This is a genomic window from Streptomyces luteireticuli (assembly GCF_041519305.1).
In the GTDB taxonomy this organism is placed as follows: Bacteria; Actinomycetota; Actinomycetes; order Streptomycetales; family Streptomycetaceae; genus Streptomyces; species Streptomyces luteireticuli.
In genome coordinates this window covers 279,135-295,920 of record NZ_CP167927.1, presented here as the reverse complement: position 1 = coordinate 295,920, position 16,786 = coordinate 279,135, and the positions used below count along the sequence as shown (strand labels likewise).

Annotated in this window: 14 protein-coding genes; 6 read left to right on the top strand and 8 right to left on the bottom strand. The window is 73.7% G+C overall.

The genetic code is table 11. The features are described from left to right. Positions 1-33: 33 nt before the first annotated feature. Together AB8735_RS01270 and AB8735_RS01265 are read right to left on the bottom strand one after the other, a co-directional pair. On the bottom strand, positions 34-288 hold the full coding sequence (locus tag AB8735_RS01270; RefSeq protein ID WP_372404476.1) for a hexameric tyrosine-coordinated heme protein: 255 nt from the start codon (positions 286-288) through the stop codon (positions 34-36). Positions 289-371: 83 nt separating this feature from the next. Further along, positions 372-950 carry a hypothetical protein gene (locus AB8735_RS01265; RefSeq protein WP_372404475.1) on the bottom strand — a complete coding sequence of 193 codons (579 nt, stop codon included), beginning with the start codon at positions 948-950 and terminating at the stop codon, positions 372-374. Between the two features lie 278 nt (positions 951-1,228). Here AB8735_RS01265 and AB8735_RS01260 point away from each other — a divergent pair, with 278 nt between their 5' ends. After that, a complete protein-coding gene (locus AB8735_RS01260; RefSeq protein ID WP_372404473.1) occupies positions 1,229-1,690 on the top strand; it encodes an OsmC family protein in 462 nt (153 codons plus the stop codon). A 128-nt stretch (positions 1,691-1,818) separates the two neighbouring features. Here the strand turns inward: AB8735_RS01260 and AB8735_RS01255 are convergent, their stop codons facing one another. Next, positions 1,819-5,499 carry a hydantoinase B/oxoprolinase family protein gene (locus tag AB8735_RS01255; RefSeq protein WP_372404471.1) on the bottom strand — a complete coding sequence of 1,227 codons (3,681 nt, stop codon included), beginning with the start codon at positions 5,497-5,499 and terminating at the stop codon, positions 1,819-1,821. Between the two features lie 105 nt (positions 5,500-5,604). Here AB8735_RS01255 and AB8735_RS01250 point away from each other — a divergent pair, with 105 nt between their 5' ends. Continuing rightward, positions 5,605-6,636 carry an NAD(P) transhydrogenase subunit alpha gene (locus AB8735_RS01250; protein WP_372404470.1) on the top strand — a complete coding sequence of 344 codons (1,032 nt, stop codon included), beginning with the start codon at positions 5,605-5,607 and terminating at the stop codon, positions 6,634-6,636. A 10-nt stretch (positions 6,637-6,646) separates the two neighbouring features. Here AB8735_RS01250 and AB8735_RS01245 read toward each other — a convergent pair whose 3' ends face one another. From AB8735_RS01245 to AB8735_RS01235, 3 genes are all read right to left on the bottom strand, one after another. Further along, positions 6,647-7,285 (bottom strand): hypothetical protein, encoded by a 639-nt coding sequence (locus AB8735_RS01245; RefSeq protein ID WP_344026380.1) that lies wholly within the window; start codon positions 7,283-7,285, stop codon positions 6,647-6,649. Between the two features lie 177 nt (positions 7,286-7,462). Further along, complete coding sequence (locus tag AB8735_RS01240; RefSeq protein ID WP_372404467.1) at positions 7,463-9,844, bottom strand: phosphoketolase; 2,382 nt, start codon at positions 9,842-9,844, stop codon at positions 7,463-7,465. Positions 9,845-9,960: 116 nt separating this feature from the next. Then, positions 9,961-10,566, bottom strand: a complete 606-nt coding sequence (locus AB8735_RS01235; RefSeq protein WP_344029356.1) for a hypothetical protein — start codon at positions 10,564-10,566, stop codon at positions 9,961-9,963. A 432-nt stretch (positions 10,567-10,998) separates the two neighbouring features. On the opposite strand from AB8735_RS01235, the gene AB8735_RS01230 reads away from it, so the two are divergent. Continuing rightward, a complete protein-coding gene (locus AB8735_RS01230; RefSeq protein WP_372404465.1) occupies positions 10,999-11,430 on the top strand; it encodes a pyridoxamine 5'-phosphate oxidase family protein in 432 nt (143 codons plus the stop codon). 47 nt (positions 11,431-11,477) lie between these two features. Further along, the gene (gene ppk2, locus AB8735_RS01225; protein ID WP_372404462.1) at positions 11,478-12,311 is read left to right on the top strand and encodes a polyphosphate kinase 2; all 834 of its coding nucleotides are present in this window, start codon (positions 11,478-11,480) and stop codon (positions 12,309-12,311) included. A 2-nt stretch (positions 12,312-12,313) separates the two neighbouring features. On the opposite strand, the gene AB8735_RS01220 is transcribed toward ppk2, so the two are convergent. Both AB8735_RS01220 and AB8735_RS01215 read right to left on the bottom strand, forming a co-directional pair. Further along, positions 12,314-13,132, bottom strand: a complete 819-nt coding sequence (locus AB8735_RS01220; RefSeq protein ID WP_372404459.1) for a universal stress protein — start codon at positions 13,130-13,132, stop codon at positions 12,314-12,316. A 128-nt stretch (positions 13,133-13,260) separates the two neighbouring features. Then, on the bottom strand, positions 13,261-13,686 hold the full coding sequence (locus tag AB8735_RS01215) for a cyclic nucleotide-binding domain-containing protein (RefSeq protein WP_372404456.1): 426 nt from the start codon (positions 13,684-13,686) through the stop codon (positions 13,261-13,263). A 241-nt stretch (positions 13,687-13,927) separates the two neighbouring features. Between AB8735_RS01215 and AB8735_RS01210 the strand changes: the two genes are divergently transcribed. Both AB8735_RS01210 and AB8735_RS01205 read left to right on the top strand, forming a co-directional pair. Continuing rightward, the gene (locus AB8735_RS01210) at positions 13,928-15,625 is read left to right on the top strand and encodes a GAF domain-containing protein (protein ID WP_372404454.1); all 1,698 of its coding nucleotides are present in this window, start codon (positions 13,928-13,930) and stop codon (positions 15,623-15,625) included. A 106-nt stretch (positions 15,626-15,731) separates the two neighbouring features. Further along, positions 15,732-16,679 (top strand): universal stress protein, encoded by a 948-nt coding sequence (locus AB8735_RS01205; RefSeq protein ID WP_372404453.1) that lies wholly within the window; start codon positions 15,732-15,734, stop codon positions 16,677-16,679. The last annotated feature ends 107 nt before the right edge of the window (positions 16,680-16,786 follow it).

Below are 16,786 nucleotides of genomic sequence, written 5' to 3'. Positions count from 1 at the left end.
TGTGATTCCGCCCGCGGCAGGTCCGGGCGGAGGTCAGCCGCGCCAGTAGCCGTTGGCGGCGGCGATGGTCTGGAACTCGATCGCGACAACCCGTGCGGCGTCGATGAGACTGTCCGGGGTGGAGGAGTAGTTGGGTCGGCCTCCCTTGAGGATGTCCAGGTCGGGCTGGATGTTGTGGATGGTGTGCCGGGCCAGGGTGAGTGCGAGGGCGCGGCCCTCCTCCGGGGTTCTGGTCATCAGGGAACCGCCGGGGACCAGGACCATGTCTTCGTCGGATACTCGGTTCATATCCGTAGTGTCGCCGGGCGGTCGGGCTCCGCTCCGGTTCGACACGGCCCCTGCCGCCTTCCGGCGACCGGCCCACCGGCAGTTCAGGCGGTGCGGTGGGTCCAGCGTGGTGCGACCTCGGACCACTCGCGTTCCCGGGCACGCGCCCGGTACCGGTCGAGCGTGACCTTGACGGTCAGCAGGCGAGCGCCGAGAAGCAGCAGACAGACACCGCCCGCCGCCCCGGCACCGGTCGTGCTGCCCCGGAGCTCGGTCTGGGACGGGGTCGGGGGCCGGTGAACGATCCGTCCGCGGGAGTCGGTCCAGATCACCGTGCCGGTCCCGGCCCTGGCGTCGGGGGACACCTGGATCACGGCGGTCCGGGTGCTGTGGTCCGGGGCCTCCCAGCGCACCGGGGCCCGGGCGCGTACCACCGTTCCGCCGGGCGCCGTGCCGGTGGGCACGAGCGCGGCGTCCTTCGTCAGCACGGCCGTGGCCGGGTGCCGGTCCCGCTCCTGCCGGCCCGACGACGTCGCGACGCCCGTGGCGACCAGGATCCCCGCCAGCGGCGCGAGGACGGCCATGAGCAGGATGGTGATCACCGCCATCCACCGCTCGGCGATGTCCGACCGCCGCAGCAGGGGGTTGCGCTGCCACCTCCACGTCATCATCCGAGCGTCCATGACCGCTCACCTCGCGCGTGTCGCCGCCGAGCCGTCTCCTTTCCACGCTCGCACCCCACGCGGTCGGCGGCAGCGGCCGACCGGCCCCCTTCCCGGGACGTTCGTCCTGTCGCCGGCCCCGGACCACGCCGGGCAGGGTCGCGAACCCCGTCCGGACGGTCCGGCCCCGGAGGCCGGGCGCCCGCAGAGGGACCACCAGGCCCATGACCCGGCCCTTCCGGTCCCTTGCCCGGGCGCTCGGACGGGCCTTGCCTGAAAGGGGGGAAGGGAGGCACGCCATGAGCAACGGACCCGGACACCGGACGCGGCGGCCACTCCCCGCCGCCCACGGAGACGCCCCCGCGCCGAACAGGCTCACCGTGGCCTTCACGGGCGGCGAGTCCTATCGCGTCTCCTCACGCGGTCACGAGTTCACCGTGGACCAGCCTCCCGACGTCGGCGGCAATGATCTCGGTCCGACGCCGGTGGACCTCTTCGTGGCCTCGCTGGCCGCGTGCATCGCTTTCTACGCCGGCCGCTACCTGACCCGGCACGGCATGCCCCGGGACGGCCTGCGGGTGGACGCGGAGTTCGACATGGCCACGGACCGGCCCGCCCGGGTGGCGCGTGTGCGTGTGCGCCTCGCTGTTCCCCCAGGACTCACCGAGGACCAGGAGAGGGCACTCCTGGCGGTCGTCGACCACTGCACCGTCCACAACTCCCTGCGGCAGCCGCCCGACGTTCACATGGAACTCGCCTGAGGGCGAACTCGCCTGAGGGTGCGGGCCGTCGCCTCCGCGGCGTCGACTTCACCGAGGGCCGCAGCGCGGCCTCCGCGCGGAAGCGGTGCGCGCGGCAGGACGGACGCCGCCGCCGGCCGCCGCAACGGTCAGTGGCCTGCGGGTGGTTCCCCGGGAGCGCCGTACCCGCCCCCGCCGGGAGTCTCCACCACCAGGACGTCACCGGGCAGCACCTCGGCCGAGTCGCTGCCCGCCAGCGGTGTGGAGCTGCCGTCGGCGCGTTCCACTCGGTTCGCGCCCAGGGCGCCCGGGCGGCCGCCCGCCATGCCGTACGGCGGGACGCGCCGATGGCCGGAGAGGGTGCTGACCGTCATCGGCTCACGGAAGAGCAGCCGGCGCACGGTGCCGTCGCCGCCGCGCCAACGGCCCGCGCCGCCGCTGCCGGTACGGACGGCGAACTCCTGGAGCAGGACGGGCAGTCGCCACTCCAGCACCTCCGGGTCGGTGAGCCGGGAGTTGGTCATATGCGTCTGGACCGCCGAAGCGCCGTCGAACCCCGGGCCCGCTCCTGAGCCGGAGGCGACGGTCTCGTAGTACTGGTGCCGGTCGTTGCCGAAGGTGACGTTGTTCATCGTGCCGGACCCCTCCGCCTGGGTGCCCAGCGCGGCGTAGAGCGCGCCGACGACGGCCTGGGACGTCTCGACGTTGCCGGCGACGATGGCGGCGGGGTGTTCGGGGGCGAGCATCGACCCAGGGGGGACGACGATGCGCAGGGGGCGCAGACAGCCGTCGTTGAGCGGGATGTCCTCGTCGATGAGGGTGCGGAAGGCGTACAGCACCGCCGCGTTCACCACGGCCGTGGGCGCGTTGAAGTTGGTCGCCAACTGGGCGGAGGTGCCGGTGAAGTCGATGACCGCCGACCGGTGCCGGCGGTCGATCCGTACGCTCACGGCGATGACCGCGCCGGAGTCCGTCCTGTAGCGGTACGCGCCGTCCGAGAGACGGTCGATCGCCCGGCGTACGGCCTCCTCGGCGTTGTCCTGGACGTGCCGCATGTAGGCCCGCACCACGTCCAGGCCGAAGTGGCCGATCATCCTGCCGACCTCCTCGACGCCCTTGCGGTTGGCGGCGATCTGGGCCCGGAGGTCGGCCAGGTTGGTGTCGGGACTGCGGGAGGGGTACGGGGCCGACGTCAGCAGCTCCCGGGTCTCGGCCTCGCGGAACCTGCCGTCCTCGACGAGCAGCCAGTTGTCGAAGAGCACCCCCTCCTCGTCGATCTCGTGGCTGTTCGCCGGCATGGAGCCGGGCGTGAGGCCGCCGATCTCCGCGTGGTGGCCGCGGGACGCGACGAAGAAGAGGATCTCCGGGCGGGCGGCCCCGGGCCGTTCGTCGAAGACGGGGGTCACCACCGTGACGTCGGGAAGATGGGTGCCGCCGTGGTAGGGATCGTTGACGGCATAGGACTCGCCGGGCCGCATGCCCCCGGACCGCCGGCGGATCACCTCCCTGACGGCGGTGCCCATGGACCCCAAGTGCACGGGAATGTGCGGGGCATTGGCGACGAGGCTGCCGTCGGGATCGAACAACGCGCAGGAGAAGTCGAGCCGTTCCTTGATGTTCACGGACTGCGCCGTGGCCTCCAGCCGCGCCCCCATCTGCTCGGCCACCGACACGAAGAAGCTGTTGAAGATCTCCAGCATGACCGGGTCGGCCCGGGTCCCCACGTCGGCTCCGGGCGGCGGGGCCGTGCGTTCGACCAGGAGGTGCCCGGTCTCCGTCACACCGGCCCGCCAGCCCGGCTCCACCACCGTGGTCGCGTTGGCCTCGGTGATGAGGGCGGGGCCGGACACCTCGGCACCGGGGCGCAGGCGTTCGCGCTCCCGCAGCGGCACGTCGTGCCATGACCCCTGCGCGTAGAGGCGGACGGTGCCGGTGCCCGGACCCTCGTCGAGGGCCCGGCCGGCCATGACCGGACCGCCGAGGTCGGGCTGCTCGGTGAGCCCCGTGGCCTCGACGGAGAGGGCCTCGACGACGACGGGGCGTTCGAGGAGGAACGAGTACATCGCCCGGTGGGTCTCCTCGAACTCCTCCAGCATGCCCCGGCGTTCGCCGAGCGCCACGGTCACGGCCGTGTCCGTGCCGTCGTAGCGCAGCCGGGCGCGGCCGGCGACCCGGACGCGTCCGTCGGGGACGTCCTGGTCCCGCAGTTCCGCCCGGGCCGCCGTCTCCAACTCCTCGGCCACGATGCGGATCCGCTCCATGCCCGCCTCGTCGAGGGGCACTTCCACGGACCGCTCCAGCAGGGTGGTGGTGTCGGCCAGGCCGATGCCCAGCGCGGAGAGCACCCCGGCCAGGGGAGGGACGAGGACCGTGCGGATGCCGAGGGAGTCGGCGACGGCGCAGGCGTGCTGTCCCCCGGCACCGCCGAACGTGGTCAGCACGTACGCGGTGACGTCGCGTCCCTTCTGCACGGAGATCCGCTTGACGGCGGCCGCCATGTTCGCCACCGCCACCTGCAGGAAGCCCTCGGCGACCTGCTCCGGGGTGCGCCGGTCACCGGTGCGGGCGCGGATCCCGTCCGCGAGCTCCGCGAAGCGGTGGCGGACGGTGTCGCGGTCCAGGGGCTGGTCGCCGTCCGGTCCGAACACCCGGGGGAAGCGGGAGGGTTGGATGCGGCCGAGTATCACATTGGCGTCGGTGACGGTCAGCGGACCGCCGGCGCGGTAGCAGGCGGGGCCCGGACGGGCGCCGGCCGAGTCGGGGCCGACGCGGTAGCGGCCGCCGTCGAAATGCAGGACGGAGCCGCCTCCGGCGGCGACGGTGTGGATGTCCAGCATGGGGGCCTGCAGCCGGACTCCGGCCACCTGGGAGGTCACCACCCGCTCGAAGGCGTCCGCGAAGTGGGACACGTCCGTCGAGGTGCCGCCCATGTCGAAGCCGATGACCTTCCGGAAACCCGCCAGTTGCGACATGCGGACCATGCCGACGATGCCGCCCGCCGGCCCGGACAGGACGGCGTCCTTGCCGCGGAAGTGACCGGCCTCGGCCAGGCCCCCGTTGGACTGCATGAACATCAGGCGGACGCCGGGCAGCCGGTCCGCCACCTGCCGCACATAGCGGCGCAGGACGGGGGAGAGGTAGGCATCGACCACGGCCGTGTCGCCGCGTGGCACCAGTTTCATCAGCCGGCTGACCTCGCTGGAGAGGGAGACCTGGGGGAAACCGGTCCGCCGCGCCAGTTCCCCGATCGCCTCCTCGTGCGCCGGGTACAGGTGACTGTGCACGCACACCACCGCGACGGCACCCACGCCGTCGTCGCGGGCCTGTCGCAGCCCGGCGGCGAGGCCGTCCAGGTCGGGCGGGAGCAGGACCTCACCGTCGGCCGTGACGCGCTCGGACACCTCCAGAACCCTCTCGTACAGCACCTCCGGCAGGACGATCTCCCGGTCGAAGAGCCCGGGCCGGTTCTGGTAGCCGATGCGCAGGGCGTCCCGGAACCCCCGGGTGATCACCAACGCGGTGCGCTCGCCCTTGCGTTCGAGGAGGGCGTTGGTGGCCACGGTCGTGCCCATGCGCACCACCTCGACGACGCCCGGCCGGATCTCCTGGCCCTCGCGCAGACCGAGCAGCCGGCGGATCCCCTCCACGGCCGCGTCACGGTAGCGGTCCGGGTCCTCCGAGAGGAGCTTGCGGGTGAGCAGCCGGCCGTCGGGGCTCCGGGCGACGATGTCGGTGAACGTGCCTCCCCGGTCGACCCAGAACTGCCAGCCGTGTGCCATACCGCCCTCTTCCGCGCCGTCCGCCCCGGGGCCGGAGCGGTTCTTCAGCATGGCCCGGACCGGCCCGGTTCCGTGGTGCAACGCACCCGGAGCGAGACCTGTACATCGAGATCCATACTGAGAAGCGGAACGCCTTCGAACGGAGGTCGGCCGACGATGACGGGCCTGACGGTGGGGGTCTGCCGGGAAACCGCTCCGGGCGAACGCCGGGTCGCGCTCGTCCCGGAGTCGGTCCGGCCCCTGCAGGCCCTGGGCCTGGCCGTGGCGGTGGAATCGGGGGCCGGGGCGGCGGCCCGGTGGCCCGACGAGGGCTACCGGCGAGCGGGCGCCGACATCGTCACCCCCGACGAACTCCTCGACCGCTCGGACATCCTGGTGGGGGTACGGCCGCCCAACCTCCCGGCGGGGCGCCGGCTCCGCCGCGGGCACACGCTGATCGCCCTCCTGGACCCGGTGCGCATCCCGTTCCGCGTACGGGACTGGGCGGACGCGGGCGTCACCTCGATCGGGCTGGACCTGGCGCCGGAAGGCTCGGTCCTGGCACGGCCGATGGACGCCGTCGCCTCGCAGGGCCGGCTCGCCGGCTACAAGGCGGCCCTCCTGGCCGCCGACCGTCTGGACCGGCCCCTGCACGCCACGGCGGATGCCTCGTCGCGGCCCGCCCGGGTCGTGGTCCTCGGCGCGGACGAGGCGGCGCAGGAAGCGGCCGCGACCCTGCGCCGCCTCGGGGCGGAGGTCGCTCTCCGTGGCCGGGAAGCCGGCCCGCTGGCCGGCGTCGACGCGCTCGTCACCACGGTCCGGCCACGCCGTGGGCGGCCACCGCCCCTGCTGGTGACGGACCGGGACCTGGCGGACATGAGACCGGGCTCCGTGGTCGTCGACGTGGCCGCCGGGGCCGACGGGGGCAATGTGGAGGGGGTGCGCCCGGGATGCACGGGCATCGCCGGAACCGGCGTCGCGCTGATCGGCGCCGGACGGCTCCCGGAGGACATCCCGGCGGCGGCCTCCCGCGCGTACGCCCGCAACGCCGGGGCACTGCTGGAGTACGTCGTGCGCGACGACGGGCTGTGGATCGACCCGGACGACCCCGTCCAGCACGCCATGGTGGTGACCCACGGCGGTCTCGTGCACGACCGGGACGTATGGCGGCTGATCCTCGAACAGACGGCGGTGGCCGGGCTGCCCTGAACCGTGCCCGTCACTCCGGCGGCGCGGTCTCCCTCAGCAGGGCCGTGTGCGCGGCCACGGAGGCGGCGCGCCGGGCGCACTCGGCGTAGCAGCGGACCAGCACCGCCACGTCCACCGCGTCCACGACGCCGAGCGAACTGCTCCCGGAGAGCAGCCCGGCGCACAGCCGGTCCTGTCGGTCCCCGATATCCGCCAGCCGGTCATCGGGAATGCGCCCGGCGGCGGGCGAGAGGACCGAGTCGTGTGCCCGGCCGATCAGGTCGAGGGCCGCTTCACCGAGTTCCCGCAAGGGATCTGCCACGGACGCCGGGAGCGGCGGTTTCGACCGGCGCGCCCAGGCGATGTCTCCCACCTGGCGGGCCAGCACGGCCATGCGCCCCACATCCTCCCCCACATACATGCCGGTGATGGCGGTGCGGATGTCGGCTTCCGGAAGGACACCCGCGGCCGGCCCGGCCGAGGCGAAGTCCTCCGCCGTGTCCCACAGCTCTCCGAGGACCCCGTCCAGGGCGGCCATGCCCTTCTCGCCCCCTGCCGCGGAACGGTCCAGCACCGCGATGGCCCGCTCCAGGGCGGTGCGGGCCAGACCGAGCAGGTCGGCCTCGCGCCGAATGCCGGAGTCCGTCCGACGCGGGCCCTTCTCCTGCACGTCGAGCTCCCTCGCTCCGGGTGATTCGGGACTGCAGCAGCATGCCAAAGGAGCTCGGCCGGGAGACCCCGGCACGCCGCGGGGGCCGGGCGGCGCGGCGGGTCCGGGGCGGGGCGGCCCCGGACCGTTCGCGTCTCCGCGCGTGCTCCCCGTGCCGGCCGGCACAGGGAGCACGCTTCATCCCGTCCAGGTCCAGTCGGCGACTTCCGGGAGGTCGGTGCCGTGTTCGCGGATCCATGTGTGGTGGCGGGTGCGGGCGTCGGCCATCGTCTGCCGTACTCCGGCGGCGCGGATGGCGAGGCCGGGGACGCGGTCGATGATGTCCATGACGAGTCGGTAGCGGTCGAGGTCGTTGCGTACGACCATGTCGAACGGTGTGGTCGTGGTGCCCGATTCCTTGTAGCCGCGGACGTGCAGGTTGGCGTGGCCGGTGCGGCGGTAGGCGAGGCGGTGGATCAGCCAGGGGTAGCCGTGGTAGGCGAAGACGACGGGCTTGTCGGTGGTGAACAGCGCGTCGTACTCGGCGTCGGTCATGCCGTGCGGGTGTTCTTCCTGGGGCATCAGGCGTGTCATGTCGACGACGTTGACCACCCGGAGGGACAGCTCCGGAAGGTGCCGGCGGATCAACTGCGCCGCGGCCAGCACCTCTTGGGTCGGCACGTCCCCGGCGCAGGCGAGGACCGCGTCGGGCTCGCGCGTGCCCTGCTCCGTCCCGGCCCACTCCCAGATGCCGGCGCCGCGGGCGCAGTGGGCGCGGGCCTCCTCCAGCCCCAGCCAGTCGAAGCAGGGCTGTTTGCCGGCCACGATCACATTGACGTAGTCGCGGCTGCGCAGGACGTGGTCGGCTACGGACAGGAGGGTGTTGGCGTCCGGGGGGAGGTAGACGCGGACGACTTCGGGGCTTTTGTTGAGGACGTGGTCGACGAAGCCGGGGTCCTGGTGGGAGAAGCCGTTGTGGTCCTGGCGCCAGACGTGGGAGGTGAGGAGGTAGTTGAGGGAGGCGACGGGGCGGCGCCAGGGCAGGGTGCGGGAGACCTTCAGCCATTTGATGTGCTGGTTGACCATGGAGTCGACGATGTGGACGAAGGCCTCGTAGCAGGAGAACAGGCCGTGCCGGCCGGTGAGGAGGTAGCCCTCCAGCCAGCCCTGGCAGGTGTGTTCGGAGAGGATCTCCATCACCCGGCCGTGCCGGTCCAGGTGTTCGTCGACGGGCAGGATACCGGCCTGCCAGGCCTTGCCGGTGGCCCGGTAGACCGCCTGGAGCCGGTTGGAGGCGGTCTCGTCGGGGCCGACGATACGGAAGTCCCGCCGCTCGCCGGTGGCGGCCATGAGATCCGCGAGCAGGTCGCCCAGGACCCGGGTGGGCTCGTGGAGGGTCGCGCCGGGCTTGTCCACGGCGACCGCGAAGCGTTCGAGGGGCGGCATGGGCAGCTCCCGGAGCAGGAGTCCGCCGTTGGCGTGCGGGGTGGTGCCCAGCCTGCGGGTTCCCTGAGGCACGCAGGCCAGGACCTGCGGGCGGGGTCCGCCGTGTTCGTCGAAGAGCTCGTCCGGGCGGTACGAGCGCAGCCACTGCTCCAGTTGGCGCAGGTGCTCGGGGTTGTCGCGGACTCCGGCGAGGGGGACCTGGTGGGAGCGCCAGGTGCCCTCGACGGGTACGCCGTCGACCTCGGCCGGGCCGGTCCAGCCCTTGGGGGTGCGCAGGACGATGACCGGCCAGTGGGGGCGCTCGGTCATACCCTCCTGACGCGCGGTGCGTTGGATGAGGGCGATCCGGTCGAGGGCGGTGTCCATGGCAACGGCCATGGCCCGGTGGACGGTCAGCGGGTCGTCGCCGGTGACGTGCAGGGGAACATGGCCCAAGCCGTGCAGCAGGGCGTCCAGTTCGGGTTCGGGGAGGCGGGCGAGGACGGTGGGGTTGGCGATCTTGTATCCGTTGAGGTGGAGGATGGGCAGGACGGCGCCGTCGTGGACGGGGTCGAGGAACTTGTTCGAGTGCCAGGACGCGGCCAGCGGCCCGGTCTCCGCCTCGCCGTCCCCGATGACACACGCCACGAGCAGGTCGGGGTTGTCGAGCGCGGCGCCGTAGGCGTGCGAGAGCGAGTAGCCCAGTTCGCCGCCCTCGTGGATGGATCCGGGGGTCTCGGGCGCGACATGGCTGGGCACCCCGCCGGGGAAGGAGAACTGCCGGAACAGCCGCGCCATCCCCTCCGCGTCCCGCGACACATCCGGATACGTCTCGCTGTAGCTGCCCTCCAGCCAGGCATTGGCCAGCACCGCGGGACCACCGTGCCCCGGCCCCCACACGCACAGCGCATCCAGACCCCGCCCCCGGATCACCCGGTTCAGATGCGTGTACACCAGGTTCAGCCCCGGCGACGTACCCCAGTGCCCCAGCAGCCGCGGCTTGATGTGCTCCGCACGCAACGGCTCCCGCAGCAAGGGATTGCCCATCAGATAGATCTGCCCGACGGACAGATAGTTCGCGGCACGCCAATGGGCGTCGAGCTTCTGGAGCTCGTCGTCGGTGGGGACGGTGGTCGGCGTAGCGGCGTCGTGCATGACTGCCTCCGGAAGATGGGGCGGGCGGTGCCCGCGCGGTTCTCAGACTGGCGCTCCTCCCGAAGCGCCGACAGGGTCGGCCGGGGACATACGGGGACCGTTCGGCCCTGAAGCCGTCAGCCGCGCGACCGCCCCGACCACCGCGGCTCCACCGCCTCCCACTCCGCCTGCCACCGGGCGTACCGACGGCGGTTCAACGCCCGGACGAACACCGCGCGTACGGCGAAGAACACCATGACCAGGCCCATGCCGGTCATGCAGGCGGCGAACCAGCCTGCCGCCATCGCCTCGTCGCGTTGCATCGGCGGCTTCACCGGCTTTCCCCTGCCGTCCAGCCAGACCGTGACCGTCGTACCCTCGGCCGATCCTTCGGGGACGTCGGCCGCGCCGGTCCGCGCCGCGCCCGTCGCGTCGGTCCAGCGCACGAACGCCCGCTGCATACCGCTCCCGGTCGACGAGGTGTCGGACGCGTCCGCGAGCACGCGCGCGGAGATCCGGTGCTTGTGGGCCGACTGTGCGTGCAACTCGCGCATCTTGGACGCGTGGACCTCCCGGGCGACCAGGACGGGGACCGTCGCAAGGGCGAGGCACAGAAGCAGCAGCAGACAGGCGGTGAGCCAGGACTGGCACCGGTCGGAGCGCCTGCGCAGCGGGTTGGCCGCCCGGGGGCGGGAGCGGTTCGGATGCGGCCTTCGTGCGCGGGACGTGTCTCGTCCGTTCATCGTGTGCCCCCGGAGCGGGAAGTCGTGTGGTCCGGCCTGTGCCCCCACGGTGGGCCGTACGGCGGGGGGTGGTCATGGGGCCGAAGGAATCCACGATGGGGCCGCACGGGCGCCGGGCGGGGGCCCGACTGTCCCGGCCCCGGCCCGACGGGCGGTGGACCTTCCGCGTCCGGCCGCCGGGGAGGACGGGGAGCCACAGCGGGCGGCCGGACGCCGTTCGGCCCGGAGGACTGCGCAGAGATCACGCGCCGCCCGCGCGGCCGGGTGGTCGGGGGACCGGCCGGGCGGACGGCGGACGCGGCCATGGGCGGCGCCTCCGGGCGTCACCGCCAGCGTGCCGCGCCGTATCCGCCCCGTACCGTGGCCGAGCGGTCCCTCTCCGGGCCCGACCGGCCCTAGCCGGGGCGGCGCCGGCCGTGCCTGACTGGTGGCATGGCTCCGATCTCCACCCAGCACGGCTCCCGGCCGGGTCCGCCGATCATGGCAGAGCTGACCCGGACGGAGGCGCTGAAACTCCTCAAGGACGCACGGATCGGGCGCCTGGTCTTCAGCCACCAGGCCCTGCCCGCCATCCGGCCGGTCAACCATGTGCTCCTGGACGACCAGATCGTCGTCCGGACCCACACCGGGGCCGCCATGCTCGGCCCGGCCCGGGACGGAGCCGTGGTGGCGTTCGAGGCGGACGAGTTCGACATGGAGCGGTGCACCGGCTGGAGCGTGGTGGTCACCGGCGAGGCGCACCTGGTGCGGGACCCCGCGCTGCAGGAGCGCTACCGTGCGGAGCTCGAGCCCTGGATCGGCGCGGAGATGGACCACGTCATCACCATCAGCCTCGACATGGTCACCGGCTGCCGCATCGAGTGACCCGGTGGTTCCGGTCCGCTTCGGAGAGCGTACGGGAGGTGACCGCGGTGGCGAGGACCGAACGGCCGGAGCGCCTGTCGCGTCCGGCCTACGAGCGGGAACTGCTACGGCTGCAGGGTGAGTTGGTCACGCTTCAGGAGTGGGTCCGGGCCGAGGGACGGCGGCTCGTCGTGGTGTTCGAGGGACGTGACGCCGCGGGCAAGGGCGGTGCGATCCAGCGGGTCGCCGAGCGGCTCAACCCCCGCGTCGTGCGCATCGCCGCGCTGCCCGTACCGACCGAACGCGAGCGCACGCAGTGGTACTTCCAGCGCTACACGGCCGAGTTGCCCGCCGCCGGGGAGATCGTGCTGTTCGACCGCAGCTGGTACAACCGCGCGGGTGTCGAGCGCGTCATGGGCTTCTGCACGGACGAGGAGTACGCGCGGTTCCTGCGCCAGTGCCCGCTCTTCGAGCGGCTCCTGGTGGAGGACGGGATCCTGCTGCGCAAGTACTGGTTCTCGGTGAGCGACACCGTGCAGGAACAGCGGTTCCGCAGCAGGCTGGAGGATCCGACGCGGCGCTGGAAGCTGTCGGCGATGGACCTGGAGTCGGTCACCCGCTGGGAGGCGTACTCCCGGGCGAAGGACGAGATGTTCGCGCACACGGACGTTCCCGGGGCGCCCTGGTACGTCGTCGAGGGCGACGACAAACGTGCCGCCCGCATCAACATGATCGCCCACCTGCTCTCGACGGTCCCGTACCACGACGTCCCCCGGCCCGCCCTCGAACTCCCGCCCAGGCCGCCCTCCACCGGATACCGGCGGCCTCCCCGGGATCTGCAGAAACGCGTGCCCGACCGGGCGGCGGAGCTGCGCCGCCCGAAAGGGCCGGCGGCCGGGTGAGGTCACCACCGGGGGACGACGGCGACCGGGCAGTACGCGTGCTGGAGCACCGTGCCGTTCGCCGTGCCCAGCCGGGGCCCTGGGGAGCCGTGCGGGCGCGCGCTCAGCACGAGCAGGTCGGCGTCGGCGGAGGCCCGGAGCAGGGCCGTGTGCGTCGGGCCCGCGACAGGGTGCGACAGCAGCGGCACCCCGGGATGGATCCGGACCGCCGCCCGCAGGGCCGCGTCGACCGTGCGTTCCCGCCGCAGCCGCTCGTCGTCCCGGCCGCCGTCGGCGCCGGACCAGGCGAACACCGCCTCCGCCTCGCACCGCCGCAACGCCGCCTCGGCGAAGGCGAATTCGGCCGCCGCCGTCCCCTCGGGGTGCCGCCTGCCGAACCCCAGGGTGATCCGGTGCTTCCGGCCGGCGATGTTGTCCGGCCGGCCGCGGACGACCACGGCCGGGCAGTGCGCGTGGGCCACGACGCCCGTGGCCACCGAGCCCAGGAGCGGTGAGCTCGCCCCGCCGCGGAGCCCGCGGTGCCCGACGACGACCAGGGACGCGCCGTGCGAGGCCTCCAGCAGCGCCAACGCGGGCTCACCCCAGAGGGGTTCGGCCTCCACCTTGAGCCGGGAGGAGCGCAGCGCGGCCCGGTCGGCCGCCCCGGCGCAGATCTCCTCCGCCCTCGCGGAGGAGCGGCCGGGGCGCGTGTCCCGCGACGGCGGAGGAGCGTGGACGATCCTCAGCGACAGGCCGCGTCGGACGGCCGCGTCGGCCGCCCAGTCCACCGCTTCCAGGCTCGCGCGGGAACCGTCGGTTCCCACGACAACGGGGAGGTCCATCGCTGCCACCGCCTTCGGGTCGTGCGTATCGATCGATCCCACGATCGTCCGGGCCGGGGGACGATGCCAGGGACAAGGGGCCCTGCCGCAAGGGCCGGTCGGCTACGAGGCAGCCGCGGAGCGGCAGTTCAGTGGTCGAGCAGCCGGGCGCGGGCCGCCCGCAGGCGGCGGCCGATGACCTCCGCGACGGAGGCGAGCAGCGCATGGCCGAGCAACGGGTCGCGCCGGCACAGGTCGCGGACCGCGGCGGCCTCGAACTCCCGGGCGCGCACCGGGCCGGCGGCCTCGGCGCCGAGGTGCCACTCGTGCGGCCGGCACAGCCACGACCAGCCCAGCAGACCGCCCGGCCCGACGCTGTCGACGACGGCGGGCCGCCGCCCCGGCACCCGGAGGTCGAGGTCGACCGTGCCCGTGCGCACGATCCAGAACCGGTCGGCCTCGCCGCCCTCCTCGAAGAGGCGCGTCCCCACCGGGAACGACACCTCGTGTGCGAGATCCATCAGCTGCCGTTCCTGGCCCGCCGACAGCGCGGCGAGAATCCCGGTCCTGGACATGGTGCGTCTCCTCCTGTCCGGTCGCCCCGCGACCGTGTGCGTCGTTCCCCTGGGCCGCCCTCCACTTTCCGCCGCCGCCGGTGCCCACGAGGTGGGCTGACCGGGCACGATGCGGGGGGCGACCGGCCCTCCCCGGGCGCTCCGCGCATGTGCATCCGGAGATCTTGGGCATACCGGGGCGTTCCTTTACCGGGGCTCGGTACCGTGGCCCCATGGAGTGGCTCGGGCAGGAGGAGGTCCGTTGAAGAACGCCGGGGACGAGCCGGTGCGGTTGCCGCAGCTCAGGCTGGACGAACTGCTGGAGGAGCTCCAGGCACGGCTGGACGCCGCCCGCGGCACCCGCGACCGGGTGCACAGCCTGCTGGAGGCCGTGCTCTCGGTGGGCCGCGAGCTGGACCTGGAACATGTGCTGCGGCGGATCGTCGAGGCGGCCACGGTGCTGGTGGACGCCCGGTACGGGGCCCTGGGCGTGATCGGCCCCGACGGGCGCACCCTGTCGCAGTTCCTGACGGTCGGCCTGAGCGACGAGGAGATCGAGGCCATCGGGCCGTACCCGGAAGGGCACGGCATCCTCGGCGAGCTGATCCGGAACCCGGAGCCGTTGCGCCTGCCGAAGATCTCCGAGCACTCCTCCTCGTACGGCTTCCCGCCGAACCACCCGCCGATGCACAGCTTCCTCGGCGTACCGATCCGGGTGCGCGACGAGGTCTTCGGCAATCTGTATCTCACCGAGAAGCGCGGCGGCGCGGACTTCGAGGACGAGGACGAGTCGGTGCTCTCGACGCTCGCCGTGGCCGCCGGGGTGGCGATCGACAACGCGCGTCTGTACGAGGAGTCCATGCGCCGCGAGCGGTGGCTGAGGGCGAGCGCCGAGGTGACCACGAGCCTGATGTCCGGCAGTCCGCCGGCCCGGGTCATGGTGCTGATAGCCGAACTGGCCAGGGAGATCACGGGCGCCGGGCTGGCGACGTTCGCCCTGCCGCTGGACGGCGGCTCCGCGCTGACCGTCGAGGTCGCGGTGGGCGCCCGCGCCGAGGAGCTGCGCGGTCTCGTCCTGCCGGTCGACGGCACGCTCGCGGGCGCCGCGTACAGCACCGGGGAGCCGGTCCGCAGCCGCGACGGTGCCGAGGACGCGTGTGCCGGCGGGGGCGGCCCCGCAATGGCCGTGCCGGTCACGTCGGGCGACGCGGTGCGGGGCGTGCTCCTCCTGGTGCGCGACGGCGGGCAGCCGGAGTTCTCGGAGCAGGAGACCCGCCCGGTGCTCACGTTCGCCGGGCAGGCGGCCCTCGCCCTGGAGCTGGCCGAGCGGCGCGCGGACGCCGAGCAGCTCGCCCTGCTGGAGGACCGTGACCGGATCGCCCGGGATCTGCACGACCTCGCCATCCAGCGGCTCTTCGCCACAGGGATGACGCTGCAGAGCGCCGACCGCTTCATCGACCACGCCGAGGCGTCGGAGCGGGTGCGGCGGGCCGTCGACGACCTGGACGAGACGATCAAAATCATCAGATCGGCGATCTTCGGCCTGCGGGCCCGGGAGACCGCTCCCCAGCACGGTCTGCGCACCCGGGTCGTCCAGAAGACGGGCGAGGCGGGGCGGACACTGGGCTTCGCCCCGAGCCTGCGGATGGAGGGCCTGCTGGACACACGGGTGCCGCGCGCGGTCGTCGACGACGCGGCGGCCGTCCTGGAAGAGGCCCTGTCCAACGTGGCGCGGCACGCGCACGCGACGTCCGTGGACGTGTCCGTCGTCAACGAGGGGGACGAGCTGGTGCTGACCGTCGCCGACAACGGGGTCGGCATATCCGAGGGCGGACGGCGCAGTGGTCTGCGCAACCTCGCCGAGCGCGCCGAACGGCACGACGGCACGCTCGGGTTCGCCGCGCGCCCGGGCGGCGGCACGGTCCTCACCTGGCGGATCCCGCTCGCACCCGGGGCCTGACCGGGGACCGTCGGCCCGCCGGCGGCCCCCGTCCGGCCCCTGCATCCCGCCCGGGACGCGGCGGACGCTGACACCGTCCCCGCACCGCGTTCCCAAGGAGGCGGACATGCCCGACGCGACCGCTCGCCACGGCCGGGTCCTGGTCGGCTTCGACGGATCCGCGCGCGCCCTGCCCGCCCTGTACCGGGCGGCCGACGAGGCCGTACGGCGCGGAGCCGCGCTGGAGATCCTCTGCGGCTGGCCCTGGGGCCGGCACCAGCCCCCCGAGCCGGCGATGGCCCGCGGCGTGCCGTCGGCCCACGACGTGTCCCGTGTCACCCTGGAGAGGGCCGTCGTCCGGGTGCGCGCCCGTGACCGCGGCCTGTCCGTCGTCCCGACGCTCACCACGGAACCCGCCGCCCGGGCCCTGGTGCGCTGCGGACGCACCGCCGCCCTGACCGTCGTCGGCACCCGGGGCCACGGGGGCTTCGGCGAGCTGCTGGTGGGGTCGGTCGCCCTGCGCGTGGCGGCCCACAGCACCGGCCCCCTGCTCGTCGTCCGCGGTCCGGCCGCGGACGAGTGGCGCTGCGTCCTGGTGGGCCTGGAGTCCGAGGCCGATCTCGGCGCGCTGCGCTTCGGCTTCGAGGAAGCGGCCCGCCGCGGCGCGACCCTGCGGGTGCTGCACGCCTGGCGGTACCCCGCGGCCCCGGGCCCACGGGCGCCCTTGGGACAGGACGGCGTACGCCTGCTGACGCAGGCCGCCGAGGCGGTTCCCGCGTACGCGGTCGCCGCCCTGCGCCCGGAATACCCGGGCGTCGCGGTCACGACGGAGGCCGTGTGCCTCGGCGCCGGACACGCGCTCACCGAGGCGAGCCGGACGGCGGACGTCGTCATCGTCGCCGCCCACCGCGGCACCGGCCGGCTCGGCCTCCGGCTCGGGCCCGTCACCCATGCCCTGCTGTACCACGCCCACTGCCCCGTGGCGCTGATACCGGATGCCCCGGATACCTCGGACACCCCGGATATCCCGGACGGTCCGGATATCCCGGATGGTCCGGACCGTCCGGCGGAATGACCGGCCGGGGCCGAAGGTCCTTCCCGGCCCGGGCCCTGCGACCCGCCGTCGGGGCCCCGGAAGGGGACCGGTCGGCGGCACCCCGGACCCCGGCGGCCCTGTGCCCC

What these genes read in the sequence shown, in the direction of transcription:
- AB8735_RS01270 (WP_372404476.1), bottom strand. Translation starts at nt 288, where the DNA reads ATGAACCGAGTATCCGACGAAGACATGGTCCTGGTCCCCGGCGGTTCC.
- AB8735_RS01265 (WP_372404475.1), bottom strand. Translation starts at nt 950, where the DNA reads ATGGACGCTCGGATGATGACGTGGAGGTGGCAGCGCAACCCCCTGCTG.
- AB8735_RS01260 (WP_372404473.1), top strand. Translation starts at nt 1,229, where the DNA reads ATGAGCAACGGACCCGGACACCGGACGCGGCGGCCACTCCCCGCCGCC.
- AB8735_RS01255 (WP_372404471.1), bottom strand. Translation starts at nt 5,499, where the DNA reads ATGCTGAAGAACCGCTCCGGCCCCGGGGCGGACGGCGCGGAAGAGGGC.
- AB8735_RS01250 (WP_372404470.1), top strand. Translation starts at nt 5,605, where the DNA reads ATGACGGGCCTGACGGTGGGGGTCTGCCGGGAAACCGCTCCGGGCGAA.
- AB8735_RS01240 (WP_372404467.1), bottom strand. Translation starts at nt 9,844, where the DNA reads ATGCACGACGCCGCTACGCCGACCACCGTCCCCACCGACGACGAGCTC.
- AB8735_RS01235 (WP_344029356.1), bottom strand. Translation starts at nt 10,566, where the DNA reads ATGAACGGACGAGACACGTCCCGCGCACGAAGGCCGCATCCGAACCGC.
- AB8735_RS01230 (WP_372404465.1), top strand. Translation starts at nt 10,999, where the DNA reads ATGGCTCCGATCTCCACCCAGCACGGCTCCCGGCCGGGTCCGCCGATC.
- AB8735_RS01220 (WP_372404459.1), bottom strand. Translation starts at nt 13,132, where the DNA reads ATGGACCTCCCCGTTGTCGTGGGAACCGACGGTTCCCGCGCGAGCCTG.
- AB8735_RS01215 (WP_372404456.1), bottom strand. Translation starts at nt 13,686, where the DNA reads ATGTCCAGGACCGGGATTCTCGCCGCGCTGTCGGCGGGCCAGGAACGG.
- AB8735_RS01205 (WP_372404453.1), top strand. Translation starts at nt 15,732, where the DNA reads ATGCCCGACGCGACCGCTCGCCACGGCCGGGTCCTGGTCGGCTTCGAC.